General features: G+C 46.2%; 17 protein-coding genes. 11 read left to right on the top strand and 6 right to left on the bottom strand.

The window, feature by feature from the left end; genetic code table 11:
• Positions 1 to 19: 19 nt before the first annotated feature.
• From BMZ72_RS08285 to BMZ72_RS08255, 7 genes are read left to right on the top strand one after another with little or no spacing between them, the layout of a single operon-like run.
• Positions 20 to 451 carry a response regulator gene (locus BMZ72_RS08285; RefSeq protein WP_012791341.1) on the top strand — a complete coding sequence of 144 codons (432 nt, stop codon included), beginning with the start codon at positions 20 to 22 and terminating at the stop codon, positions 449 to 451.
• 52 nt (positions 452 to 503) lie between these two features.
• Complete coding sequence (locus tag BMZ72_RS08280; RefSeq protein WP_255373140.1) at positions 504 to 1,661, top strand: sugar transferase; 1,158 nt, start codon at positions 504 to 506, stop codon at positions 1,659 to 1,661.
• The gene (locus BMZ72_RS08275; protein WP_089807000.1) at positions 1,661 to 2,872 is read left to right on the top strand and encodes a glycosyltransferase family 2 protein; all 1,212 of its coding nucleotides are present in this window, start codon (positions 1,661 to 1,663) and stop codon (positions 2,870 to 2,872) included. The genes BMZ72_RS08280 and BMZ72_RS08275 overlap by 1 nt, the downstream gene beginning before the upstream one ends.
• Complete coding sequence (locus tag BMZ72_RS08270; RefSeq protein WP_089806998.1) at positions 2,856 to 3,779, top strand: glycosyltransferase family 2 protein; 924 nt, start codon at positions 2,856 to 2,858, stop codon at positions 3,777 to 3,779. The genes BMZ72_RS08275 and BMZ72_RS08270 overlap by 17 nt, the downstream gene beginning before the upstream one ends.
• Positions 3,767 to 5,668: an asparagine synthase (glutamine-hydrolyzing) gene (asnB, locus tag BMZ72_RS08265; protein ID WP_089806995.1), complete on the top strand. Its 1,902-nt coding sequence runs from the start codon at positions 3,767 to 3,769 to the stop codon at positions 5,666 to 5,668. The genes BMZ72_RS08270 and asnB overlap by 13 nt, the downstream gene beginning before the upstream one ends.
• 4 nt (positions 5,669 to 5,672) lie before the next feature.
• Positions 5,673 to 6,803, top strand: a complete 1,131-nt coding sequence (locus BMZ72_RS08260; protein WP_089806993.1) for a glycosyltransferase family 4 protein — start codon at positions 5,673 to 5,675, stop codon at positions 6,801 to 6,803.
• Positions 6,804 to 6,821: 18 nt separating this feature from the next.
• Positions 6,822 to 7,556, top strand: a complete 735-nt coding sequence (locus BMZ72_RS08255; RefSeq protein ID WP_089806991.1) for a class I SAM-dependent methyltransferase — start codon at positions 6,822 to 6,824, stop codon at positions 7,554 to 7,556.
• A gap of 94 nt (positions 7,557 to 7,650) precedes the next feature.
• Here BMZ72_RS08255 and BMZ72_RS08250 read toward each other — a convergent pair whose 3' ends face one another.
• Positions 7,651 to 8,988, bottom strand: a complete 1,338-nt coding sequence (locus tag BMZ72_RS08250; protein ID WP_089806989.1) for a lipopolysaccharide biosynthesis protein — start codon at positions 8,986 to 8,988, stop codon at positions 7,651 to 7,653.
• Between the two features lie 510 nt (positions 8,989 to 9,498).
• On the opposite strand from BMZ72_RS08250, the gene BMZ72_RS08245 reads away from it, so the two are divergent.
• Positions 9,499 to 14,814, top strand: a complete 5,316-nt coding sequence (locus tag BMZ72_RS08245; RefSeq protein WP_089806987.1) for a PKD domain-containing protein — start codon at positions 9,499 to 9,501, stop codon at positions 14,812 to 14,814.
• A gap of 137 nt (positions 14,815 to 14,951) precedes the next feature.
• Here the strand turns inward: BMZ72_RS08245 and BMZ72_RS08240 are convergent, their stop codons facing one another.
• Together BMZ72_RS08240 and BMZ72_RS08235 are read right to left on the bottom strand one after the other, a co-directional pair.
• The gene (locus BMZ72_RS08240; RefSeq protein ID WP_089806985.1) at positions 14,952 to 15,581 is read right to left on the bottom strand and encodes an acyltransferase; all 630 of its coding nucleotides are present in this window, start codon (positions 15,579 to 15,581) and stop codon (positions 14,952 to 14,954) included.
• Positions 15,582 to 15,585: 4 nt separating this feature from the next.
• Positions 15,586 to 16,677 (bottom strand): glycosyltransferase, encoded by a 1,092-nt coding sequence (locus BMZ72_RS08235; RefSeq protein ID WP_255373139.1) that lies wholly within the window; start codon positions 16,675 to 16,677, stop codon positions 15,586 to 15,588.
• Positions 16,678 to 16,922: 245 nt separating this feature from the next.
• On the opposite strand from BMZ72_RS08235, the gene BMZ72_RS08230 reads away from it, so the two are divergent.
• Entirely contained in the window at positions 16,923 to 18,458 is a 1,536-nt protein-coding gene (locus BMZ72_RS08230; protein ID WP_089806981.1) for a bifunctional GNAT family N-acetyltransferase/carbon-nitrogen hydrolase family protein, read from the top strand.
• A 15-nt stretch (positions 18,459 to 18,473) separates the two neighbouring features.
• Complete coding sequence (locus BMZ72_RS08225; RefSeq protein ID WP_012791353.1) at positions 18,474 to 18,767, top strand: thiamine-binding protein; 294 nt, start codon at positions 18,474 to 18,476, stop codon at positions 18,765 to 18,767.
• Positions 18,768 to 18,771: 4 nt separating this feature from the next.
• On the opposite strand, the gene BMZ72_RS08220 is transcribed toward BMZ72_RS08225, so the two are convergent.
• The 3 genes from BMZ72_RS08220 to BMZ72_RS08210 all read right to left on the bottom strand — a co-directional run bounded on the left by BMZ72_RS08220 (position 18,772) and on the right by BMZ72_RS08210 (position 22,671).
• Complete coding sequence (locus BMZ72_RS08220) at positions 18,772 to 20,034, bottom strand: glycosyltransferase family 39 protein (protein ID WP_143087641.1); 1,263 nt, start codon at positions 20,032 to 20,034, stop codon at positions 18,772 to 18,774.
• Positions 20,035 to 20,109: 75 nt separating this feature from the next.
• Positions 20,110 to 21,360, bottom strand: coding sequence for a YeiH family protein (locus BMZ72_RS08215; protein WP_089806978.1), 1,251 nt, complete (start codon positions 21,358 to 21,360; stop codon positions 20,110 to 20,112).
• A gap of 72 nt (positions 21,361 to 21,432) precedes the next feature.
• Positions 21,433 to 22,671 (bottom strand): nucleoside recognition domain-containing protein, encoded by a 1,239-nt coding sequence (locus tag BMZ72_RS08210; protein ID WP_089807305.1) that lies wholly within the window; start codon positions 22,669 to 22,671, stop codon positions 21,433 to 21,435.
• A gap of 143 nt (positions 22,672 to 22,814) precedes the next feature.
• On the opposite strand from BMZ72_RS08210, the gene ychF reads away from it, so the two are divergent.
• Positions 22,815 to 23,918: a redox-regulated ATPase YchF gene (gene ychF / locus BMZ72_RS08205; protein ID WP_089806976.1), complete on the top strand. Its 1,104-nt coding sequence runs from the start codon at positions 22,815 to 22,817 to the stop codon at positions 23,916 to 23,918.
• Positions 23,919 to 23,948 lie beyond the last annotated feature (30 nt).

Here is a 23,948-nt window from a genome sequence, read left to right as displayed (position 1 = left end):
AAATTTCTGATACCCTGAAATGGTATTGGATAGATTAGTAATATTAAATTGGTTAAAGGTGAAAAAAACAGTTTTAATTATAGATGATAGTTTACCCATCCGATATTTACTTGAGGTAATGCTAAACAGAACATATAACGTCGTATCAGCATGCGACGGTCTGGCTGCAATGGCTTGGCTCAAGAATGGCAACATCCCCGATCTCGTTATCACAGACCTCCAGATGCCAAACATCAACGGATGGGAACTTATAGAGTTCATGACCGAGAGCAATCTGTACCAGCATATACCTTTAATGGTGCTTTCCGGTGTACACGACACTAAAGAATCTTTTGCAAACATCCGCCCCGGAAATATCAAAACGATCATCAAAAAGCCTTTTGATCCGGTTATCTTACTGGATACAATTGATCATGTATTGAAAGCACAGCATGTCCCTGCTTTCTCTTAGCATATAATTATATTGTTATAATCAGTATGTAACCATTAATTCCTTTGTTAGCATGAATACATTTACACCTGAACTGAGCGTATTGAAGAATGCGGCCCCAAAACAGTTTGAAGAACGTGAACAAACACTGCCCCGCCAGATTGTTGCTGACAGTCATATCGTACTGTTCGTAGGGCAACATATTGAAACTCCCGAACTGGAGGATCAGGGGTACAAGTGTTTCTTTGCACAGGATTATGATACCGCCATCGTAACGATCGAACAGCTACAGGCTGTCTTTCGCAGAAAACCTGGCGTGATCATTTACCGGTCTCATACTGACAATCATAAAGGACTGAATGCCTGGAAACAATTTTTCCAGCAGGATAGTTCCTGCTCCAGTATCCCGTTCCTCCTCTATACAGATCATGTAAGCCCCGAGATGAAAGCAGCTGCCAAGCAGTATTCTTTCATCGACGAAATTATCACTGACAAGTGTTTACCGAAATTAGCTTCGAAAATATCGTTTATTAATAAATTCAAGCAACTGAACGCATTCCCTCCGCTGACAGTTGTAGGTGGTACTGCGCAAAGAAAGAATCACAAGCGCACTATCAATGCTGTACTGAAAAGAACTTTTGATATTACTGTTGCGGGCGCCGCGCTCATCGCGATAAGCCCTGTCTTATTCGTTATTGCTGCGATTATTAAGTTTGAATCCAGAGGCCCCATCTTTTATGCTGCACGACGCGCAGGTAAAAATTACCAGGTGTTCAAATTTTATAAATTCAGAACAATGATCGCTGATGCTGACAAGAAATTGCAACAGCTGCAGCACATGAACCAGTACAAAGGCGGTGACGGTCCCGTTTTTTACAAGGTATCCAATGATCCGCGCGTAACGCGTTTCGGCTCCTTTCTGAGAAACTCAAGTCTTGATGAACTCCCGCAACTTTTTAACGTATTAAAAGGAGATATGTCGCTCGTAGGTAACAGACCCTTACCATTATATGAGGCATCAACACTGACTACTGACGAGTGGGCACAAAGATTTCTTGCTCCGGCCGGTATCACCGGACTGTGGCAGATCAGTAAGAGAGGAAAGAAGGAAATGTCAGCTGAAGAAAGGATTGCGCTGGATATAGATTATTCCAATCAGCATAGCTTCGGGTATGACATGTGGATTATGGCCAATACCCCCAAAGCCTTAATACAAAAAGATAATGTGTAATGCTTTTTACGATTGAACTTATTATACTGATATATCTGGGGGCTTGCGTGTTTTATAATTTCCTTTTTGCTGTAGCAGGACGCCTGTTTCCAAAGAAAGACAAAACTGCAGCCGATATACTGTCACACAGCAGGATCGCCATTCTGGTACCTGCTTACAAAGAGGATGAGGTCATCCTTTCCGTTGCTCAGAGTTATGCATCGCTGGATTATCCGGCTGATAAATACGAAGTGATCGTTATTGCAGACTCTCTGCAGCCTGCAACCATCGTTACTTTACGTGCCGAAGGGATTACCGTGATACCGGTGTCATTCAACAAAAGCACAAAGGCAAAGTCACTGAACGCCGCCTTTGCCCAGCTGCATGAAGACAGATATGATATGGCCGTGATCGCTGACGCCGATAATATCCCTGCAAGAGATTTTCTGAAGAGAGTGAACATCGCCTTCCAGCAAGGTCATCACGCTATACAGGCGCAACGTGTGGCAAAAAATCTGGACTCGCCGTTCGCTATACTGGATGCGGCCAATGAAATGATCGCTAATCACATCAACCGCAAAGGGGCTAACGCCCTCGGGCTCTCTGCCTCCATCATCGGTTCTGGTATCGCATTCGAATACCAGCTGATAAAACAGGCGCTGAAGGAGACGGAAGCAACAGGCGGTTTCGATAAAGTGCTGCAGCAATTGCTGGTAGATAAAGGATACAAGATCCACTACCTCGAGTCAGCACTGATGTTTGATGAAAAAGTAGAAAACGCAGCTGCTTTCGAGAATCAGCGTAAACGCTGGTTGTCCAGTCAGCTGGTATACCTGCGTCAGTACTTCCTGAGAGGTTTCCGCGCACTGCTCAAAGGCCGTATAGATTACTTCTACATGGCCGTGGGACAGAACATGCTGCTGCCCCGTATGCTGTTGCTGGCAGGCGTATTCTTTATGACGTTTATTTACCTGATACTGGGACACTATCTGACCGTTCCTTTTTATGCCTGGGCAATTACATCCGGCGCGTTTATTGTCAGTATGCTGTTGCCTTTACCGGGTAAGTTCTATTCAAAATACCTCCTCACCGTTATACTAAATCTGCCGCGTGTGGTAGGTATTATGCTGGCACTAGTGTTTAAACTCAAAGGCGCTAACAAGACCTTCATTCATACAAAACATTCCAAAACAAGTATCGATAACCCCCTGGTCAATGTCGCAGGAAAATAACATAGCACCGCTGGTTTCCATCGTAACGGTCAATTACAATACCACCGCCGTTACCTGTGAATTGTTGCATTCCATCAGCAGCAACAGTTATCGCAATGTGGAAGTGATCGTCGTGGATAATGCATCCGGAGAAGATCCAACTGAAGCACTGCAGGCTGCATATCCCGCTGTTAAAGTGATCAGAAGCGCGACCAATAAAGGATTTGCCGGTGGTAACAACCTCGGTATCGTAGCCGCTACCGGCGAATATATCTTCCTCGTGAATAACGACACCGAGTTTACAGATGGCCTCATAGAAGGTCTGCAGGAAGTATTTCAATCCCATCCTGATGCAGGCATGGTGAGCCCCAAATTTCACTACTACTTTCATAAAGGCACCATCGAATATGCCGGTTATCAGTCGGTAGATGTATTTACCGGCCGTAACAGCATGATTGGCTGTAAAGAAGCCGATCAGGGGCAGTATGACCAGCTTTCCGCTACCAACTACGCACATGGTGGGGGTATGATGACAACCGCTGCCGTACTGAAGGAAGTGGGACTCATGCCGGAAGTATACTTCCTCTACTACGAAGAGTTTGACTGGTGCGAGCAGTTCAAACGCAAAGGCTATAAGATCTACTATCAGTATAAGTCACTTATCTATCATAAAGAATCAATGTCCACCGGTAAGAACAGTCCGTTAAAGACGTATTACCTCACCAGGAACAGAATACTGTTCATGCGTAGAAATGTGGCATTACCGAACCGAATCATCTTTTTACTGTACCTGACCTTGTTTACCATTCCGAAGAATACGTTACAATTCCTGCTCAAACGTGAGAAGGAACACCTAAGGGCTTTCTGGAAAGGCATTATGTGGAACGTAAAACATCGTCAATTAAATCTAATACCATGTGTGGCATAGCAGGGTTTATTGATTTCTCCAAAAAAGCCAGCCTACCCGTACTGAAAGACATGACAGATGCACTGCTGCATCGTGGTCCGGATGACGGTGGTTATGAAGTGTATGAACACCCCAATGCAGTGATCGGACTGGGCCAGCGTCGTCTGTCTATTCTTGACCTCTCCAGTGGTGGTCATCAGCCCATGCACTATAAACAATACACCATGATCTTTAATGGTGAGGTGTATAATTTTAAAGAGATCCGTCATGAACTGGAACAAAACGGTTATCACTTTAATTCCTCCAGCGATACGGAAGTACTGATCAAAGGATACGACTGCTGGAAAGAAAAGATCGTAGACCGTTGTATCGGTATGTTTGCTTTCGTGATCTATGACAAGGAAGAACAACAGGTGATCTTCTGTCGTGACAGAGCGGGTGTAAAACCACTTTACTACTACTGGCATAATAACGTGTTGCTGTTTGCTTCAGAACTGAAAAGCTTCAGCCGCTTCCCTGCTTTCGAAAAGAAGATCGATGTGAATGCGGTGTCGCTGTTCCTGCAATACAGTTACATTCCCGCTCCTTATACGGTTTTCGAACATACGCATAAACTGAAACCGGGACATTTCATGCATTTGTCCCTGACCAATAAAGCACTGACGACTTCCGAATACTGGAGCGTACTGGATGCCTACCGCCAGCCGCTGACAGATATGTACGAAGGCGACATCATCCGTCATACCAAAGAACTGATGGAAAGCGCTTACCGTTACAGAATGGTGGCAGATGTACCTGTTGGTGTATTTCTGAGTGGCGGTTATGACAGCTCCAGTGTGGCGGCTATCTTACAGGCCTCTTCCGGCAGCCGTCTGAAGACCTTCACCATCGGTTACAAAGAAGCCGCATTCGACGAATCTAAAGAGGCACGCAGAATCGCGCAGCATCTGGGAACTGACCATACAGAATGGATCGTAGGTCCTTCTGATGCAAAGAACATCCTGGAACACCTGCCGGAGATCTATGATGAACCATTCGCAGATAACTCCACCGTACCTACCACGCTGGTCAGCAAACTGGCCGCTCAACAGGTGAAAGTGGTGCTTTCCGCTGATGGTGGCGATGAACTCTTTGCAGGCTATAACAAGTTTAACCAATCTCTGCAGTATACAGAACGTTTCCCTAAATCTATACAGGGAATGGTCAGCAAGGTGATGAATATGGTAGACCCTGCCAGCATCCCTTATTTCAATAAACAATACAACTTTGCCAGCCGTTATGAGAAGATGAAGCTCATATGGAAATCCGGCAAATCTCAGCAGGCACTGAAATATATCAGCCAGTATATTACAGAGTCAGAGGCAGCCAGTTATCTGGGTGGAGCGCATTCTACCTATAAGACGAACTTTGATATGAACGGGGAACTGAATAGTATCAATGATCCGTTGAACCGCTTACTGTCTGTAGATTACAAGACATTCCTGGTTGATAATAACCTGGTAAAGGTGGACAGGGCGACCATGTCTGTCAGCATAGAGGGCCGTGAGCCGATGCTGGACCACAGACTGGTAGAATTCCTGGCGAAGGTGCCCGCGCACATCAAAGTGAAGAATAAGATCAATAAGTACATCCTGAAAGAGATCGTACATCAATATATCCCTAAAACATTAATGGACCGTCCCAAACGTCCGTTTATTGCTCCACTGACACACTGGTTTAAGGATGAGCTGAAAGAGCAGATGGAATACTATCTGTCTCCGGCCAAACTGAAACAGACCGGTATCTTTGATCCCTCACATATCGAAACACTGAAGCAGAACTACTTTAACGGCGGAAAGGTGAGTCACCAGAAACTCTGGAACATCCTCGTATTCCAGTTATGGTACAGCAGGTGGATGGAACAATTGTAAGCAGATGGAAGCGACAAAAAAGATCAGGGTTTTACAAACCATCCGCCAGGGTAAGATCGGAGGAGGTGAGAGTCATGTGCTGGACCTCGTACGTTATCTTGATAAAAGTCTGTTTGAGCCGGTAGTACTGTCCTTTACGGATGGTCCGATGATTACTTCCCTTAGCCAGATGGGAGTACCCGCTCATGTTATTCATACAGAACGCGCTTTTGATATCGGCGTCTGGAAAAAAGTAAAACAGTTCCTGAAAGAGCAACGTATGGATATCGTACATGTACACGGTACCCGCGCCAATACAAACGTACTCTGGGCAGCCCGTTCCCTGGGACTGCCAGTGATCTATACCATTCACGGATGGTCTTTTCATGACAGTCTGCCGACCTGGAACAGAAAGGCGCGCATCCTGGCTGAAAAGTTCATCACACAGCGCACCCGCCTTAATATTACGGTATCTGATTCCAATCATCAGACCGGCGTAAAGGAATTTGGTCGTTTTAAGTCCACTGTAGTGAAAAATGGTGTTAACCTGGACAAGTTCAACAGTAACGGCACTTATCCCGATATAAAGGCTGCCTATGGCATTCCTGCACATCATCTGGTAATTGGTTATATTGTGCGTATTACCGAGCAGAAAGACCCCCTTGGTATGCTGAGGGCCTATGCAAAGGTCTGCGCCAACTTTCCGGATGTTACCTTGTTAATGATTGGAGAGGGCGACCTGAAAACCGAAGCAGTGAACCTGGCAAAAGAGCTGGGCATTACTGACAGGGTTGTTTTCGACAATTTCCGCCAGGATGTGCCCGCCGTATTGCATGCCGTAGATATTTACTGTCTGCCTTCGCTATGGGAAGGTTTCCCTATCGGTGTGCTGGAAGCGATGGCCATGTCCAGGGCAGTAGTTGCCTCCGATGTGGATGGCACCCGGGAAGCGGTAGAACACGAAGTGACCGGACTGCTGGTACCGCCTAAAAATGAAACTGCCCTGGCGAATGCACTGGAAAGACTGATACAGGACCAGTCACTGCGTACACAACTGCAGGAAAATGCCGGTAAGTGTGTGAAAGCAAACTTTGATGTACGGGATATGACCCATAAAATTGAAACGGTGTACCAGCAGGTGCTGGCGCCATTGTAATATTCTTAAACTTTACGCATGAAAATCAGAAATCCCCAATCCCGTTTTGACCTGGACATTAAAAAGACGGACAGGGTACTTGAGGTTGGAGGCGGCCACAATCCGCACCCAAGGTCGAATGTTGTGGTAGACAAATATGTAGATGACAATACACATCGTAGTGGAGATATAAAAGTGCTGAAGAACCAGCAGTTCATGAATGCTGATGGTGAAAACCTGCCATTCAGGGACAAAGAGTTTGATTATGTGATCTGTAATCACGTGCTGGAACACGTAGAAAATCCGCATTCATTTCTCAAGGAACAGTTCCGTGTAGCAAAGAGAGGTTATATGGAAACGCCTTCTTTGCTGGGTGAACACCTGTATCCGAAGAAATCGCACAAATGGGTGCTGCTGGAAGTCGATAACAAAGTAGTAATGGTGGACAAGGAAAGGATCTCTTTCCCAACCAGTTTCGACTTCGGAGACCTGTTCCTGGAGTATCTGCCGAAAGCGTCTATCGGTTACAAGATCATGGAAAGAACACATCCTAATCTGCATACGATGCGTGTAGAGTGGGAAGGTAGTTTTGACTTCATCGTCAACCCGGATGATAAGGATATCCTTAAATACTTCGAAGAGCCATGGACACGTGAAATGGTGCTGCATTATTTCCCACAGCGTTCGCTGGGTAAAGAACTGGCAGAAGCCACACGTGCCTTCACAGATATCTGCAGAAGTATTATCCGTTCAAAAGTGCTGAAAAGAGTTTAGTATAAACAGGATTGTTTTAAAGGAGCGAAGCCCCCGGATTATTCCGGGGGCTTCTTTATTTTATAAAATTCGTTCTATTTGTGTGCGGGAAGGATCACTTTACCAGTTTCAGTTTCCCTGTCACTTTCTCCAGCAGGATCTGGCACTCCGCCCATCCCAGTTTCACGATATCATTCAGGGTAAACGGTACGTATTTCTTCAGCATATAATAGCCAACGACCACACAGATGATCATGTTCAGCAGCGAGCCAAAGGCAACCCAGCGTACGTCATGGAACAGCAGGATAAAGACGATATCACCGATGACGTTGAGCACCAGTTTCAGGAAGTTTTTATAGAAGTTGGTCAGCGGACGGTTGATCATATCCAGCGCGACCCCTATAAAGCGGTCAATAGGGTAGAAGATGGCACAAAGCAGGAATATTCTCACTACGTCGGTGGCCGGGAGATATGCTTTATCTGCCAGGATAATGATCAGTGGCCGCGTGAAAATGATCAGTCCTATAATAAAAGGAATGATGACAATACTTACAACCCCGGTATAACGGGAGAATGCCCGGGATACGCCTGCCCAGTCGTTCCTGTTAGCCGCACCTGACAATGTAGGCTGTGCAGTAGCAACGAAGCTGCGGAGGATAATTTCTATTACTTCCATGAACTTCTGCGGAATGCTGTAGATCGCTACGGCAGCAGGACTGATCATCGTACGGATGAGGAAGTTATCAGAATAGTTGAGGAAGCCGGAAGAGATCATACTGCCGACGATCAGCCATCCGTATTTCACGAGTACAATGACCTGTTTTTTGGTGCTGTGTATCACCTGACGGACTTTCGTCCAGCCTTTTATCAACGTAAAGCAGCTGGTAGCAGCTAATCCGGCCATATAGGCGAAAAGTACGTGCGGCAGCGTAACGGTGCTAAAGAAGTGAAAGGCGAGTATCAATACCAGGAAGCCACCGTTCTGCCAGAAACGGACCTGTAATATCTTATCAAAACGATGTTCTGCCTGCAGGAACCAGCTGGCAACGTTGAAGGGTACTGATACGACCATCATAACGCCCAGCCAGCGCATAAAAAAGCGCCATGTTTCATCAAATTGTCCGTATAAAGCGACACCTACGATCAGATTGAGGAGCAGATAAATACCGGTTAAAATAAGCACCAGGTACCAGGCACTTCCGGCCACTTCCTTGCCAGTCTTCTCATCAGAGCCGGTATAGAATTTAATGATACCCGATTGTAATAAAGCGGTACGGATCTGGTCCAGCACAGTATATGTCCCGATGAATAAAACCCATTCCCCAAAAGCAGAAAGAGACAGTAAACGAACGAGAATCGCAAAGGATAATACATTAAGAAAAGCAGAGACGAGGTTACCTAATAAGGAGTGAAAATGCCTGTTGTTAATAACCGATAATAATTTAAATCCCATGTATATGATATAAAACCAGTGAATTGAAATTTTCTGCGGTCTTTTTAACAGGATAAGGTTATTTGGGGAGTATGTTCCTCGGATGCAATATTACCATAATGCAAAAGTTTGACAAAATTTAATTTCCGACAGTCCCATCAATATAATATTTTTTATGGCATTATATATTAGTTTTTTTAATGCTTTATAATTAACTTTAATTACATATTAAAAATATTTTATTTGACAAATAAAAATATTGTACTTTGCCGTCGGATCTTGAAAAATACTAAAGAAGTAGAAGATTATCAGATGATTGGAACTCACCAGTAAAGAAATAATCAGACAGACGCCCTTATGAATTAGATTTCGTGCAGAAAGATACGACTTTGAAGACTACCTTTTTTTCGGGACAACGTACACGATTACATCCAGCGTGCCTTAGCCTCTTTCAACTGATTGCTTTGTCATTTTTTTAGGTACGGGGATAGGCCCCGCAAGCACACCATATAATTTTGAAAAACCTGACTGATGAAACATTTGTACACTATTGCTATGTTCAGAAAGTTAGCTGCCTGCCTTGCAGTTATCCTGATCACAACTCTAACAGTCACCGCACAGCAAACTGCGGTCTCCTTAGCCGGAACAAAGGTTACAAATTCCGGAGGTTATTATGAATACGTTCCACCATCCTATGCTGCCAGTAAGGATTCTTTTCCTTTACTGATCTTTATTCATGGGATAGGAGAACTGGGTAACGGTACAAGCAACCTGCCCGCGGTACTCAGAAACGGGGTACCTAAACTCATTGATAAAGGACTGTTTCCTGCCTCTTTTACAGTAGGTGGTAAATCGTTTTCATTTATCGTTGCTTCTCCTCAGTTTAAGAACATTCCCAGCCCGATGGACGTGCTGAGTCTTGTAAATTATCTGAAAGGCAAATTCAGAATTGATAGTAAACGTATATATGTAACGGGATTGAGTATGGGAGGTGGCGCCACAGAAGATTTCGCGAGCGCCAATGACTCCTATGCACAGATCCCTGCCGCTGTTGTAGCTGTTGCCGGTAATATGAACCCTCAGCAGATCACCAACGCACCAAAAGTAATGGCGAAGAACGATGTGCCGGTTTGGTTCCTGCACAATGAGAATGACCCGGTCGTTCCTTCCCAGTACTCAAAGGACTGGACCTCCATGATGGACTCCTACAAACCCAGTCCCACGCCTCAGCCTAAACTCACTATCTTCGCCGCTTCCGGTCACGACGCCTGGTCTAAAGCCTATGATCCTTCTTATAAAGAAGATGGTCTGAACGTCTATGAATGGATGCTGCAATATGAGAAAGGCGGAAAGGTATCCACTCCTTCGAAACCCAATAACGGCAATAAAAGAGTCAATGCCAAACCAAACATTGGCAATGGTATGTATTACCCCGATGCCATGAAGGCATTTGGTCTGAATCCCGGTGATACGCTCTGTATCCCTGCGGGTGATTATGAGTTCATTCAGCTTGGCAGCCTTGTAGGTACAGCTGCTAAACCGATTGTCATCACCAACTGTGGTGGTGTGGTAAGAACAGGTATCAGAACACTGAAAACAGACGTGTCTTTCAATATCATGGGAGGCAAGTTCCTGCATATTACCGGTTCCGGTACGCCTGGTGTAGAGTATGGTTTTGATATCAACGGCCGCAACCTGCTCGGTATTAAAATGCAGGGTATCTATCTTGGTTCAGGTAGTTCTGACATCGATATACATAACTTCTACGTGCATGATGTAGGCTCCTTCATGGTAGCTAAAACCACACAGGAATGTGATAACCCACAGTTCTGGGAAGGCAGGTACGTCATGAAAAATGTAAAGATCCACCATATCAAAGGCCGTTATTCCGACTATGAAGGTTTCTATATCGGTAACACGCACTATGTGATGGACTATCTGCTTTGTCAGGGTATCAAATCTCACCATATTCAGGACCTGGAAGTATATGACAATGATCTCCAGTACATGGGACAGGATGGTATCCAGATCTCTATGTGTGACCTGGGTGAAAATAAGATCCACCACAATATTGTACGTAACTACGGTACCACCAAACTCGACGCACAGAGCTATGGTATGCTGATGGGCGGCGGTTCCCGCGTGAAACTGTACAACAACGTGGTTGATAATGGTTATCTGCCAGGTATCGCATTGTTTGGTTCAGGTATATCTTATGTATACAATAACGTTATCTCCAACGTTGAAAACGGTGAAGGTATCAACGTATCAGATAAGCTGATCCTGGAGCCTGTAACCGGTTATATTTATAATAACACGATCTACAACACCGGCAATACCGGTATTAAAATATACGCCTACCTCACTAATATCGGTCACAAAGTTTACAACAACCTGGTGATCGAAAAGGCAGCAGGTGGTAGCTATCCAACGGATGGTCTTTACATCAGAGGGGCACAGAATATCAAGTTTGACTACGGTAACAATATGTTCTCCACCAGTGCGAATGCAGGTAAAGTGGTGACCAATATAAATAGTGGTGATTTTCATCTGACCGCCGCATCAACTGCAATAGATGCCGGTAAGAGTGTAGCTGACCTCGGACTGACCACCGACAAGGACGACCAGAAGCGTCCGGTAAATGGTGGTTATGATGTAGGCGCTTATGAATATCAGTTGCCAAAAGCGCCATCAACCGGTAACGTTAAACCAACTTCCAACGCAGGTAAAGACATTACGATCACATTACCTACCAATACAGTTACATTGGATGGTACAGGCTCTACTGATACCGACGGTAAGATCAGTAAATATCTCTGGACAAAACAAAGTGGTCCTGCTGGTGGTACTATCACCAACAACGCTACTGCAAGCACCAGTGTAACCGGCCTCACAGCGGGTACCTACATTTTCACGCTGACTGTGACAGATGATAAGTCCGCAACTGATATAGATAGCGTAACGGTAAAAGTAAACGCAGCTGCGGCGAACAAACCTCCGGTATCTAATCCGGGTAGCGCAGTGATCATCACATTGCCAACCAATACAGTCACACTGGATGGCGCTGGTTCTGCTGATGGTGATGGTAAGATCAACAAATACGAATGGAAGAAAGTTAGCGGCCCTGCTGCTGGTACGATCACAACACCTGCAGCTGTGAAGACCACTATTACCGGTCTGACAGCGGGTGCATATGTGTTCTCACTGACAGTAACAGATGATAAACAGTCTTCTAATACATCAACAATAAGTGTAACTGTAAATCCGGCTGCTAACAAAGCACCTGTAGCAAATGCAGGTAAGGCGGTGAACATTACCTTGCCAACGAATAGCGCTACGCTCGATGGCAGTGCCTCCACTGATGCGGATGGTAAGATCAGTAAATACGAATGGAAGAAGGTAAGCGGTCCTGCAACTGGTGCTATCACAACACCGGCAGCTGTGAAGACCACCATCACTGGTCTGACAGCAGGTACCTATGTATTCTCGCTGACAGTAACAGATGATAAACAGACAGCCAACACAGCAACGGTGACTGTAACGGTAAATAGTGCGACCAACAAATTACCTGTAGCAGTGCCGGGCAATGCGCAGACCATTACCCTGCCAACCAACAGTGTAACGGTAGATGGTCAGGCTTCTTACGATCCTGACGGTAAGATCACCAAATACCTGTGGCAGCGAATGAGCGGTCCGAATGATGTGAAGATCGCTAATGAGGCAGCTGTGAAGACGACCATCTCCGGTATGATAGCAGGTACTTATGTATTCTCACTGAGTGTGGCAGATGATGATGGTGCGGTTGTTGCTGCGAATATTACTATAACTGTGAATCCCGCTGCTAATAAAGCACCGGTAGCGAACGCAGGTAGTACGCAGACCATCACCCTGCCAGTAAGCACTGTTACCCTGGATGGTAAAGCTTCCAGTGATGCAGATGGCTCTATCACCAAATATGAATGGAAGAAAGTAAGTGGTCCTGCAACGGGTACGATCGCCACGCCGGCTGCTGTGAAGACAGCTATTACCGGACTGACAGCAGGCACCTATGTATTCTCACTGACAGTAACAGATAACAGGCAGGCAACCAGCACATCTAATGTGACGGTGACAGTCAAACCTGCACCAAATAAAGCGCCTGTAGCAAATGCAGGCAGCGCACAGACCATTACGCTGCCAACCAATACTGTCACCCTGGATGGTAAAGCTTCCAGCGATGCAGATGGCACTATCAGCAAATATGAATGGAAGAAAGTAAGCGGTCCTGCAACAGGTACGATTGCTACTCCGGCAGCTGTGAAAACAGCCATCAACGGACTGACAGCTGGTACTTATGTATTCTCCCTGACAATAGCTGATAACAGTGGTGCTGCCGCTACGGCAAACGTAACTGTGACAGTCAAACCTGCACCAAATAAAGCGCCTGTAGCGAATGCAGGCAGCGCAGTGACCATTACATTGCCAACCAGCACTGTTACCCTGGATGGTAAAGCTTCCAGCGATGCAGATGGTACTATTTCCAAATATGCATGGAAGAAAGTAAGCGGTCCGAACGGAGGTGCTATTACAACGCCTGCCGCTGTGAAGACAACTATTACCGGTCTGATAGCAGGCACTTATGTATACTCCCTGACGGTAACTGATAATAACGGTGCAGCTGCTACTGCGAATGTGACCGTAACTGTGAAAGCTGCTCCGCCAGCTAATAAGCAACCTATTGCGAATGCAGGTCCGGATGTAACGATCACATTGCCTGAAAACTCCGCACTGCTGGATGGCTCCCTGTCAATGGATCCTGATGGTAAGATCGCGAAATACGAATGGTATAAAGTGAGTGGCCCGAATGGTGGTACGATCAAAGTAAAAGACGCCGCTATCACCACTGCACAGCTGCTGATCGAAGGTACTTATCTGCTGGCCCTGAAGGTAACAGACAACGCCGGTGCGACAGACATCGATACCATGAAACTGGTAGTGAAAGCAGCGCCGCCTGCGGTAAATGCACCGCCGGTTGCAAGAGCAGGAAACGATATCACTGTAAGACTGCCGGTAAATAGTGTCATCCTGAATGGTGCAGCGTCTTCTGATCCTGATGGTATCGTGACCAACTACCAGTGGCTGAAGATTACCGGTAAAGATGTACACTTCTCAAACGCAACTGGTATCATCAACGTAGTATCTGGTCTGACACCAGGCACCTATGTGATCGAATTGCAGGTAACCGATAATAAGAACGCCAAAGCCAGCGACAGACTCACCATTACGGTGCTGCCGGCTGAAAACAGCGATGGTAAACCGCCGGTTGTACTGACACAGGGCGACCTGACGCTCAGACTGCCAAATGCAAGTATGAAGGCTGACGGTAGCAGGTCTTATGCGAACGGCGCCAATATCAGTACTTATGCATGGAAACAGGTATATGGTCCGCTGCAGGCAACAATCGCAGCACCAGCTGCTAAAGCAACAGAGATCTCCGGTATGAACTTCCCGGGTAGCTATGTATTCGAACTGACCGTTACGGATGATAAGAAACAAAGCAGCCGCGCTACATTCGAAGTAACCGTGCTTGAAGCAGGTGGAGATGCCTTCGTCCCTGAGATCACGACTTATCCGAATCCGGTTGTTACTGCGCTGACCTTCAAACAACGTATGAAGAACTCCAGCCAGGGTACTATTACCATCTTCAACATAGCTGGTAAAGCGATGAAGAGCTATAACCTGCCAGCAGGAGAGAACATACAGCAAACCCTGGATGTGTCCACACTGCCGATAGGTACTTACATACTGCAGGTCGTGTACAAAAACAACAATTACAAGTGGAGCACCAAGTTTGTGAAGAGCGAATAAATGGTCATCACCTAAGCCAATTATAGAGCGCAGCAAGCGCTAAAAAACAGAGGCTGGACTTATCAAAAGTCCAGCCTCTTTGCTTTTTGGTAGCTGATAGTGCAACAGTTACCGGGTAGATCATACGCCGCTTTCGCTTAGCGTACCCTTTCCCATAATTTCGTTTCGGTATTGTATTGTTTTAATACTCTGGCCGGATTACCGCCTACTACGCTATAGGCAGGTACGTCTTTCGTGACGATACTTCCGGCGGCAACTACGGCATGTTCCCCGATCCTGACGCCAGCCGTTATAACGGCATTGGCGCCGATCCAGCTATCTGCGCCTATATAGATCTCATTGGTAGAGCAGGGCTGCAAGCCAATAGGGATACTGATATCCTGATAGCCATGGTTCAGACCTGACATGACCACGTTCTGTGCGATGATTACATTGTCGGCAATCGTCACCGGTCCGATGATCACATTACCCATACCCACCTGTACACGATCGCCGATAGTCACAGCGCCCATCCCATTATTGACCGTAGCAAAGTCTTCAATAATAGATCCGGCTCCCAGGGAGAACGGATTGAAAGGGAAAACGTCCAGCCGGGTGTAACGGCGCACAATAGCGCCTTTACCTCTTTTATGTACAAAAGGGTTCACGATCCAGCGGATCCACAGCCGGGGTTTTGCCTGGTTTTTAGGCATGATCATGCGGTGCGCGAACTGTTTGAGGTTAGGATTGCTTTTAATCCTTGTTTTCAGACTTGTAAATGTGCTCATCTGGTCAAGCGGTATTTAATATTGCCTCATAAATAGCAGTTACGGAGTTTTCCCAGCTATGGGACCTGGCAAAGGCGATCCGTTGCTCCTGCAGCGTCGTATTGTCTTCCGCAAGGGCCTTGCTGATCAGCGTAACATACTCGTTTGCATTCCGGGCAAGATAAGTGTGGGAATCAAAGAATTCCATCGTTCTGGTGGCTGTTGCCACAACCGGCTTACCTAAAGCCAGGTATTCGTCTATTTTCAACGGGTAATTACCGACAGTCAGTACATTCACCTGCTGTGGATTGATACATATATCAAACGCCTTGATGTAGGCTGGTAGTTCTTTCAGTTCTTTTCTGCCCAGGAAGTGTACATTGGGCAGCTCGTGTAACACCGATTTTTGGAAAGTCTCATCTTCCGGGCCTACCAGTACCACTGACCAGTCTTTCCTTTCTCTGGCGATATGTTCAATAATACCCGGGTCCAGTCTGTGCGCATTTAAAGCGCCCACATAGCCAATAACCGGCCCATGAATGCCGTTCAGATCACCTGGGGTGGCATAACCCTGTGTGACGTCAAACAGACTAAGGTCACAACCCTGCCCAACGTAATAACTGTTCGGATTATATTTTTTAAGAATATCTGTCAGGTAATTGGAGTTTGCCACCGCTATATCCGCCTTCGCGATATGTAAAGGTTCGATCTTTTCGCCGTGTTTTTTCCAGTAATCCACGCCCAGCAGGTAGTCCCTGCTATAGTAGATATAAGTAGCCGGTTTTAGCAGCTCTTTCATGTAAAAACCACGGAAAATATCGTTATCATTGAAGAGGATAACATCTTTGAACCCCAGTTCATCCATCGCTTCTTTGATGCTTGTTGCAAACTTCCTGTTGTTCCGTTTGTTTAACCAGGAGAAGAGGGGCGAAGCAGGCGCCGGTAGCCAGTTGATAGATTCAAGGACTGCAGAAGGATAATAGCTCCAGAGATTTTCCCTTACAGGTACGATCGAAGGCTCTTTTTTCTGTATAGTCTTAAGGTGATAAGCTACGTTGGGATCATCCTTCTGTTGCAGGATGGTGCTCCTGTCAAGCGGAGAGTTTACATATAACACGCGGTTATGGCGCGCAAATTGTAAAGCTATATTCTTACAATTACTTCCTATTGGGGTATACCACTGTTGTAATCCAATGATAACTATATCCCGATTCCTGATAAGTGACACTGCAGTTAAGAATTATGGTGATATAATTGCTTATCGAGGTCTACATGGGAGAATGGCTAAAAACAAGTCAAATATAGCTACTTTTTTTACATTATAGAAAAGCAGCAGTAAAAGATAAAGAGAACTTTAATGTTATGACTTCAAAACACATCCCCGAAACAATTGACATCAGACAACTGACTCCCGAAGACTATCTCGATCTGAAAGAATCCATGGTATCGGCCTATGCAGATATGGAAGGCAGCTACTGGCGGGAACCAACTATCCGCAGACTGGTAGAGCTTTTCCCCGAAGGACAGATTGCCGTTACCGTGAATGATAAGGTAGTCGGTTGCGCACTTTCTATCATCGTTGATTATGGAAAATTTGGTGACGAACACACCTACGAACAGATCACCGGATATTACACGTTCAGTACACACGACCGCAAAGGTGATGTGTTATATGGTATAGAAGTTTTCGTGCATCCTGACTATCGTGGCCGCAGACTGGCGCGCAGGTTGTATGATGCCCGTAAGACCCTTTGTGAACGCCTTAATCTGCGTGGTATCGTAGCGGGCGGGCGTATTCCGAATTATCTGAAATATGCAGAGGAAATGTCGCCCAGGGACTATATCGAAAAGGTACGCGATAAGGAAATCTATGATCCTACACTGACCTTTCAGTTTTCCAACGACTTCCAGGTAAAAAAGATCCTCAAGAATTACCTTCCGCATGACGAATCTTCCATGGGGTTTGCCACACTGCTGCAATGGTATAATATCTATTATGAGAAAGACCATGATACTATCAGATACAATAAATCTACCGTACGTATAGGACTCGTGCAGTGGCAGATGAGGGATTATGGTAGTTTAGATGGTTTCCTCCAGCAAGTGGAATACTTTATTGATGCCGTAAGCGATTACGGTTCTGATTTCGTCGTATTCCCTGAACTGTTCAATGCGCCTCTGATGGCGGAATTCAATCAGATGGACGGCGCAGCCGCTATCAGGGGCGTAGCCCAATATACGGAGCAGCTGAGGGACCAGTTTATTAAACATGCGGTTTCCTACAACGTGAATATCATTTCTGGCAGCATGCCGATCCTTATCGGAGACTCCCTGTATAATATCTGTTATCTCTGCCGCAGGGATGGTACGCATGACTATTATATCAAAATGCATCCAACGCCGAGCGAGGTATATGCCTGGGGGATCAAAGGTGGTGATCAGCTGAAGATCTTTGATACAGATTGTGGCAAAATTGGTATCCAGATCTGCTATGATGTGGAATTCCCTGAACCCTCACGCATACTGGCAGAGCAGGGAATGCAAATATTGTTTGTACCTTTCCTCACAGATACCCAGCATGCCTTCAATCGGGTACGCTTCTGTGCACAGGCCAGGGCGATTGAAAATGAGTGTTATGTAGCGATGGCCGGTTGTGTGGGCAACCTGCCCAAGGTCAATAATATGGACCTGCAATATGCGCAGAGCGCCGTGCTGACGCCTTCTGATTTTGCCTTTCCGGTAACAGGCGTCAAGGCAGATGCTACGGCCAATACAGAAATGGTGGTCATCGCAGACGTTGATCTGGTACTGCTGAAAGAACTGAGTGCATTCGGCAGCGTACAAACGAAGAAGGACATGAGACGGGATCTTTATGAAGTCAAGTGGAAGAAACGTTAAAACAGTATAAAAATTATGGCACACAAGATCAATTTAGCCTTGCAGATCCTTCCTTCTGTTCCAAGTGACCAGGTATACGCGGTAGTGGATGAAGCGATAGCAGTGATCCAGGCATCCGGCCTGAAATACAGGGTTTGTCCTTTTGAGACAGTGATAGAAGGCACTTACGACGAATGTATGGAAGTGGTCAGAAAAGCACAGGAGGTCTGTTTTAAAGCCGGTGCCTCCCAGTTGCTGGTGTATGTGAAGATGCAGATCAAAAAAGATGCTGACGTCAGCATAGAAGATAAAACAGGTAAATACGACTGAGTATTTACCTGAACTGGAAATAGGTTTCCAGTGACAATAATCCAATGATCATTCCGGCAGCAAAACGTATGTACTGCCCATAACTGATACGGATATATGGAGCGAGCAGGATCATAAATAAAGGGGCTGCCTGTGCCACATAACGCGAACTGAAAAGATGTGTCACCTTGAAACTGGTGGCCAGCATCAGTAGCGTGGCAAACAGGATGAACAGAAAAAATGGTTCCGTACGCCGCTCCATTCCCCGCCAGAAAGCACAATAGAGAAAATAAAGTGCAATGGTCGCCAGCAGTGGCGAGATCAGATATGGGTAGACCTGCATCATGGCTGCCGGAAAGATCTTTTGCAGGGCTTCATGCAAAGGCGCATATTCATAGTGCAGCCAGTAATAGTTAACCGGAAGTAATATGACATATAGTAGTATCAGCGCGAATAAGGTGAGCTGGTTGTAGCGAAACCAGGCTGGTGCAATGATCAAAGCAATCAATGCGCCATAAGCAAATGCCAGTATCCCATGCCAGGGCATTATTCCACCTGCACTGATGATGGCCTGTTTCGGCGGCATCAATCCTCCCCATATAACAAATACCGGTATACAACAGGCGAGTGCCAATCCCATATAAATACACACGATCACCCATTTCCTCCGTTCCCGGGCAGTCTGCAGTAAAAGTAACAATGCAGCAGGAACGATCACTACAAAAGGTGAACGTCCTAATATAGCCAGCCCCAGACTTAACCCTGCCAGTATGCTTAATGTCCAGCCCCGCCACCAGCGTTTGGTTGTACGCTCCAATGCGAGTTGCAATAACCAGATGGAGAGCGTGGCAAATAACATAGGCGGTATTTCGGTCAGGGCCATACCGGCTACCTGCCATACCATCGGGACAGCCATGATGTGCAGGGCGGGTAACCAGGTATTTCGTTTCAGCCTGCGCTGCATTTTACGGATGATCGCTGCCAGTAGCAGGATGATCAGTAATAACATGCCGGTATTGACCAGCCGTATGCCTGGTGTCTGCAGATGTGTGAGCGGTTTTAAGGCGTAATGTATAAACTGATATAGGGGGCCGGGGGCCTGGTTGTCTATATTCAGCAGGAAGGTCCTGCTCAAACCATATTGCTCCAGGAGATAGACGTTGGGAATGAATAAGGGCTCATCAAACAGTGGAGGCTGTTTATGCAACAGCGTGATGATCAGCAACAGGACATATGCGGCAATGCCGGTAATGATCAATATACGTTCCTGTGATCTGGGTTGTCGCATGGTAAACAGATAAAGAAAAAGACCGTTCACAGTGACTGGCGTGTTGCCTGCCGGTATCTGCGAACGGTCTTTACCTTACGATCTTCCGAATACCAGGTAGGCTATCACCAGTGTAAATACGATATTAAAGGCCTGGGCAATGATAAAGGCCATTGCGGGACGACCATTCTCCATTTTAAAGATATCGGTGAATTTAGTCTCCAGTCCTATACAGGTAAACGCAATTGCGAACCAATATGTTTGCAATTCTTTTAAAGGACCTTTCGCCGCAGTCACTGATTCCGCTGGCAACAGGAAGGAAAACAGGAGGGAAGCGCATATAAATCCAAGTACAAATTTCGGGAAACGGTCCCAGATGGTACGCAGGGTCGGCTTTTCATAACCGGCTTCCTTACGGCTGTACGACCAGTACAGGGAAATAAAGAAAGCGGCCAGTCCGAGTAATACGTTCTGCGAGAACTTCACCAGCGTCGCATATTTCAGGGCTTCATCACCCAGCATCGTACCTGCGGCGACTACTGCGCCTGAAGTATCGATCGTGCCTCCCAGCCAGGCACCAGCTACTGCTGGTGGCATATGTGCCCAGGTAGCGATATATGGCATGAACAGCATCATCGGGATGGCTACGATCAGTACCAGGGAAATTACGTGTGAGAGCTTTTTATTGTCGCCTTCAATCGCACCTGCGGTAGCGATGGCGGCTGATACCCCGCAAATAGATACCGCACTGGAGATCATCATTCTGAATTCATCGTCCAGTTTGAGTTTCCGGCAGACCCAGAAACTGAAGTACCAGACGGTAAACACGACTGCTACAGACTGTAAGATCCCTAGTCCGCCGGCTTTAATAATATCGTCAAACAGGACATTGGCGCCCAGCAGCACCAGCCCGATCTTGATATATAATTCTGTCTGAATTGCGGGTTTCAGGATAGCAGGCACACCCACCAGATTGCTGATGAGCAATCCAAGGATAAGGCTGAACAATACAACCTCTATCCCAAAATCTTTCAATGTTTTATAGCTGGCAATGAACTGTGCCAGCAATGTCACAAAGATGATGAACAGGAGAGAGATGAAGAGTTTTGCTACTTCCACTTTGCCTGTAAAAGACTTCGCCAGCAGCAGACTACCCAATACCCACAGGAATAAAATACCGGTCTGTTTCCAGATCTCGACACCCGCAAATTGTGCGGTAACAAATGAAGCGTCGTTCCATACCGCAATTTTTGGAAGGACAGGTTTAAGGCCGAACAGCACCAGGCCAATAGTCAGAAATGCAATAATTACAGCAATCCAATCTTCGTGAAGCGTTTTCTTAGGCATGACAAAAAGTTAAGTTTTCCCCTCGGTGGAAGCAGATTAATTGGTGGTGCCGGCCAAGATAATAAAAAGAATTTAAGCAAGTGGAAAGAATATATAAGCGAGAATGATCGCTGCCACAATACCTACCACGTCGGCTATCAGTCCGCAGGTCAGCGCATACTTCGTCTTTTTGATATTGACAGAACCAAAGTACACTGCCAGTACATAGAACGTTGTTTCAGTAGAACCCTGGATAATACTGGCCAGTCTTCCTACAAATGAATCCGGACCGTGGGTTTTCAGGATATCTACCATCAGTGCACGGGCTGCGCCACCGCTCAGTGGTTTCATCAGACCTACCGGCAATGCATCTACAAAGGCGGTATTGACGCCGAGACCAGCAAATAAAGCCTTCAGGCCATCCAGTACATAATCCATGCAACCGGTGTTCCTGAATGCGCTGATCGCTACCAGCATAGTGACCAGGTAAGGGATGATGGTGATGGACGTCTGGAAACCTTCTTTAGCGCCTTCTATAAATACATCATATACATTGATCTTTTTTATGGCTGCCAGTCCGAGGAAGGCTACCACAACTGCGAATATCACAAATCCGCCTACGAATGCGGTATAAGCAGCAATTTTATCGGGAGGCAATACCTGCATGGCATAATACAGGCCCGCCAGTAAGATACCGAATACAGCAAATGTCAGTATAATCGGCGCTTTCAGCAGATTGATACGCTGATACAGGGCTACTGCCAGCATACCGGAGATAAAGGAGATCAGGGTACCGATCAGTGTCGGGATGAAGATATCGGCGGCATTTGAACTCCCGGCAGCGATGCGTAAAGCGATCACGGAGGTAGGGATCAGGGTGATGCCGGCTGTATTCAGTACCAGGAACATGATCTGGGCATTGGTCGCCACTTCCGGTTCCGGGTTTAGCTCCTGTAACTGTTTCATGGCTTTTAAACCTACAGGGGTAGCCGCATTATCCAGGCCCAGCGCATTGGCGCTGAAATTCATGAGAACAGAGCCCATCGCCGGGTGCTTTTTCGGGATACCCGGGAATAGTTTCGAAAAGAAAGGGTCTACCCAGCGGGCCAGGATACCGATCATTCCACCTTGTTCCCCCACTTTCATGATCCCCAGCCAGAAGGTCATGATACCCGCCAGTCCCAGGGAAATTTCCGCCCCTGTTTTGGCGCTTTCAAACATACCATTCATTACTGTGGAGAATACGGCAGTGTCCTGCAGGAATATGAGGCGGCAAACGGCCACAACAAAAGATATCAGGAAGAAGCCGAGCCAAACATAGTTTAATGCCATATATGTGAAATGATTGAACATCAAATCTAATGGCAAAAATTTAATATTAAAAGTAGAAATCTGTGTTATGTCATCAGGCTCACTCTGAGAGACAGTGGGTTGATAGCTAAAAAAGCGTTATCTTTGCGCAAATTTTTTCTAAAATGGCGTTACAAGTAGGAATTGTTGGATTACCAAATGTGGGAAAGTCGACATTATTTAATGCGGTAAGCAACAGCGCAAAGGCGCAGGCGAGCAATTATCGTTTTTGCACAATTGAACCTAACGTAGGACTTGTGGACGTACCGGACGAGCGTCTGGCAAAGCTGGAAGAACTGGTAAAACCGGAACGCGTGGTTCCTACTACTATTGAATTCGTAGATATCGCGGGCCTTGTAAAAGGTGCGAGCAAGGGTGAAGGTCTTGGTAACAAGTTCCTCGCTAATATCCGTGAGGTAGATGCAATCGTGCACGTGATCCGTTGTTTCGAAGATGAAAACATCCTGAGAGAAGAAGGTGCGATCAATCCTGTTGGAGATAAAGAGATCATCGATACTGAATTACAGCTGAAAGATCTCGAGAGCGTTGAAAAGAAGATCGCGCGTACCGAGAAAATGGCTAAAACAGGTGGTGATCCGAAAGCAAAAGTAGAATTCGAAATCCTGAAGAGATGTCAGGCACACCTGGAGCAGGGTAAAAATGTGCGTGAACTGGGTCTGAGCAAAGAAGAGCGCGTAGCAATCGCGGATCTGTTCCTGCTGACAGAAAAACCAGTGCTGTATGTGGCCAACGTGGATGAAGCATCTATGCTGACCGGCAACAAATTCTCCGTACAGCTGCAGGAATCTGTGAAAGCAGAAAATGCAACTGTAGTGGTGATGAACAACAGTATTGAAGCGCAGATCTCCGAAATGGAAGATGCCGCTGATAAAGAACTGTTCCTCTCCGAATATAATCTGACAGAACCAGGTCTGAACCGCCTGATCCGTTCTGCTTACAGCCTCCTGAACCTGATCACCTACTTCACCGCTGGTGTACAGGAAGTAAGAGCATGGACCATCCACACCGGTTGGAAAGCGCCGCAGGCTGCAAGTGTGATCCACACTGATTTCGAAAAAGGTTTTATCAAAGCTGAGGTGATCGCTTATGCGGACTATGTAAAATATGGTTCAGAAACTGCCTGCCGCGATAACGGCCGTTTACGTATAGAAGGTAAAGAATACGTTGTAAGCGATGGTGATGTAATGCACTTCCGTTTCAACGTTTAAAAGATACTTCTGGGTTTTCCCACGAAGGGT

Source organism: Chitinophaga sp. YR627 (assembly GCF_900114995.1).
Classification (GTDB): Bacteria; Bacteroidota; Bacteroidia; order Chitinophagales; family Chitinophagaceae; genus Chitinophaga.
This window is presented reverse-complemented; position numbering and strand designations above follow the sequence as displayed.

Bases quoted from the DNA above. Each gene is read 5' to 3' on its own strand.
- BMZ72_RS08285 (WP_012791341.1), top strand. From the start codon at position 20: ATGGTATTGGATAGATTAGTAATATTAAATTGGTTAAAGGTGAAAAAA.
- BMZ72_RS08280 (WP_255373140.1), top strand. From the start codon at position 504: ATGAATACATTTACACCTGAACTGAGCGTATTGAAGAATGCGGCCCCA.
- BMZ72_RS08275 (WP_089807000.1), top strand. From the start codon at position 1,661: ATGCTTTTTACGATTGAACTTATTATACTGATATATCTGGGGGCTTGC.
- BMZ72_RS08270 (WP_089806998.1), top strand. From the start codon at position 2,856: ATGTCGCAGGAAAATAACATAGCACCGCTGGTTTCCATCGTAACGGTC.
- asnB (WP_089806995.1), top strand. From the start codon at position 3,767: ATGTGTGGCATAGCAGGGTTTATTGATTTCTCCAAAAAAGCCAGCCTA.
- BMZ72_RS08260 (WP_089806993.1), top strand. From the start codon at position 5,673: ATGGAAGCGACAAAAAAGATCAGGGTTTTACAAACCATCCGCCAGGGT.
- BMZ72_RS08255 (WP_089806991.1), top strand. From the start codon at position 6,822: ATGAAAATCAGAAATCCCCAATCCCGTTTTGACCTGGACATTAAAAAG.
- BMZ72_RS08250 (WP_089806989.1), bottom strand. From the start codon at position 8,988: ATGGGATTTAAATTATTATCGGTTATTAACAACAGGCATTTTCACTCC.
- BMZ72_RS08245 (WP_089806987.1), top strand. From the start codon at position 9,499: ATGAAACATTTGTACACTATTGCTATGTTCAGAAAGTTAGCTGCCTGC.
- BMZ72_RS08240 (WP_089806985.1), bottom strand. From the start codon at position 15,581: ATGAGCACATTTACAAGTCTGAAAACAAGGATTAAAAGCAATCCTAAC.
- BMZ72_RS08230 (WP_089806981.1), top strand. From the start codon at position 16,923: ATGACTTCAAAACACATCCCCGAAACAATTGACATCAGACAACTGACT.
- BMZ72_RS08225 (WP_012791353.1), top strand. From the start codon at position 18,474: ATGGCACACAAGATCAATTTAGCCTTGCAGATCCTTCCTTCTGTTCCA.
- BMZ72_RS08220 (WP_143087641.1), bottom strand. From the start codon at position 20,034: ATGCGACAACCCAGATCACAGGAACGTATATTGATCATTACCGGCATT.
- BMZ72_RS08215 (WP_089806978.1), bottom strand. From the start codon at position 21,360: ATGCCTAAGAAAACGCTTCACGAAGATTGGATTGCTGTAATTATTGCA.
- BMZ72_RS08210 (WP_089807305.1), bottom strand. From the start codon at position 22,671: ATGGCATTAAACTATGTTTGGCTCGGCTTCTTCCTGATATCTTTTGTT.
- ychF (WP_089806976.1), top strand. From the start codon at position 22,815: ATGGCGTTACAAGTAGGAATTGTTGGATTACCAAATGTGGGAAAGTCG.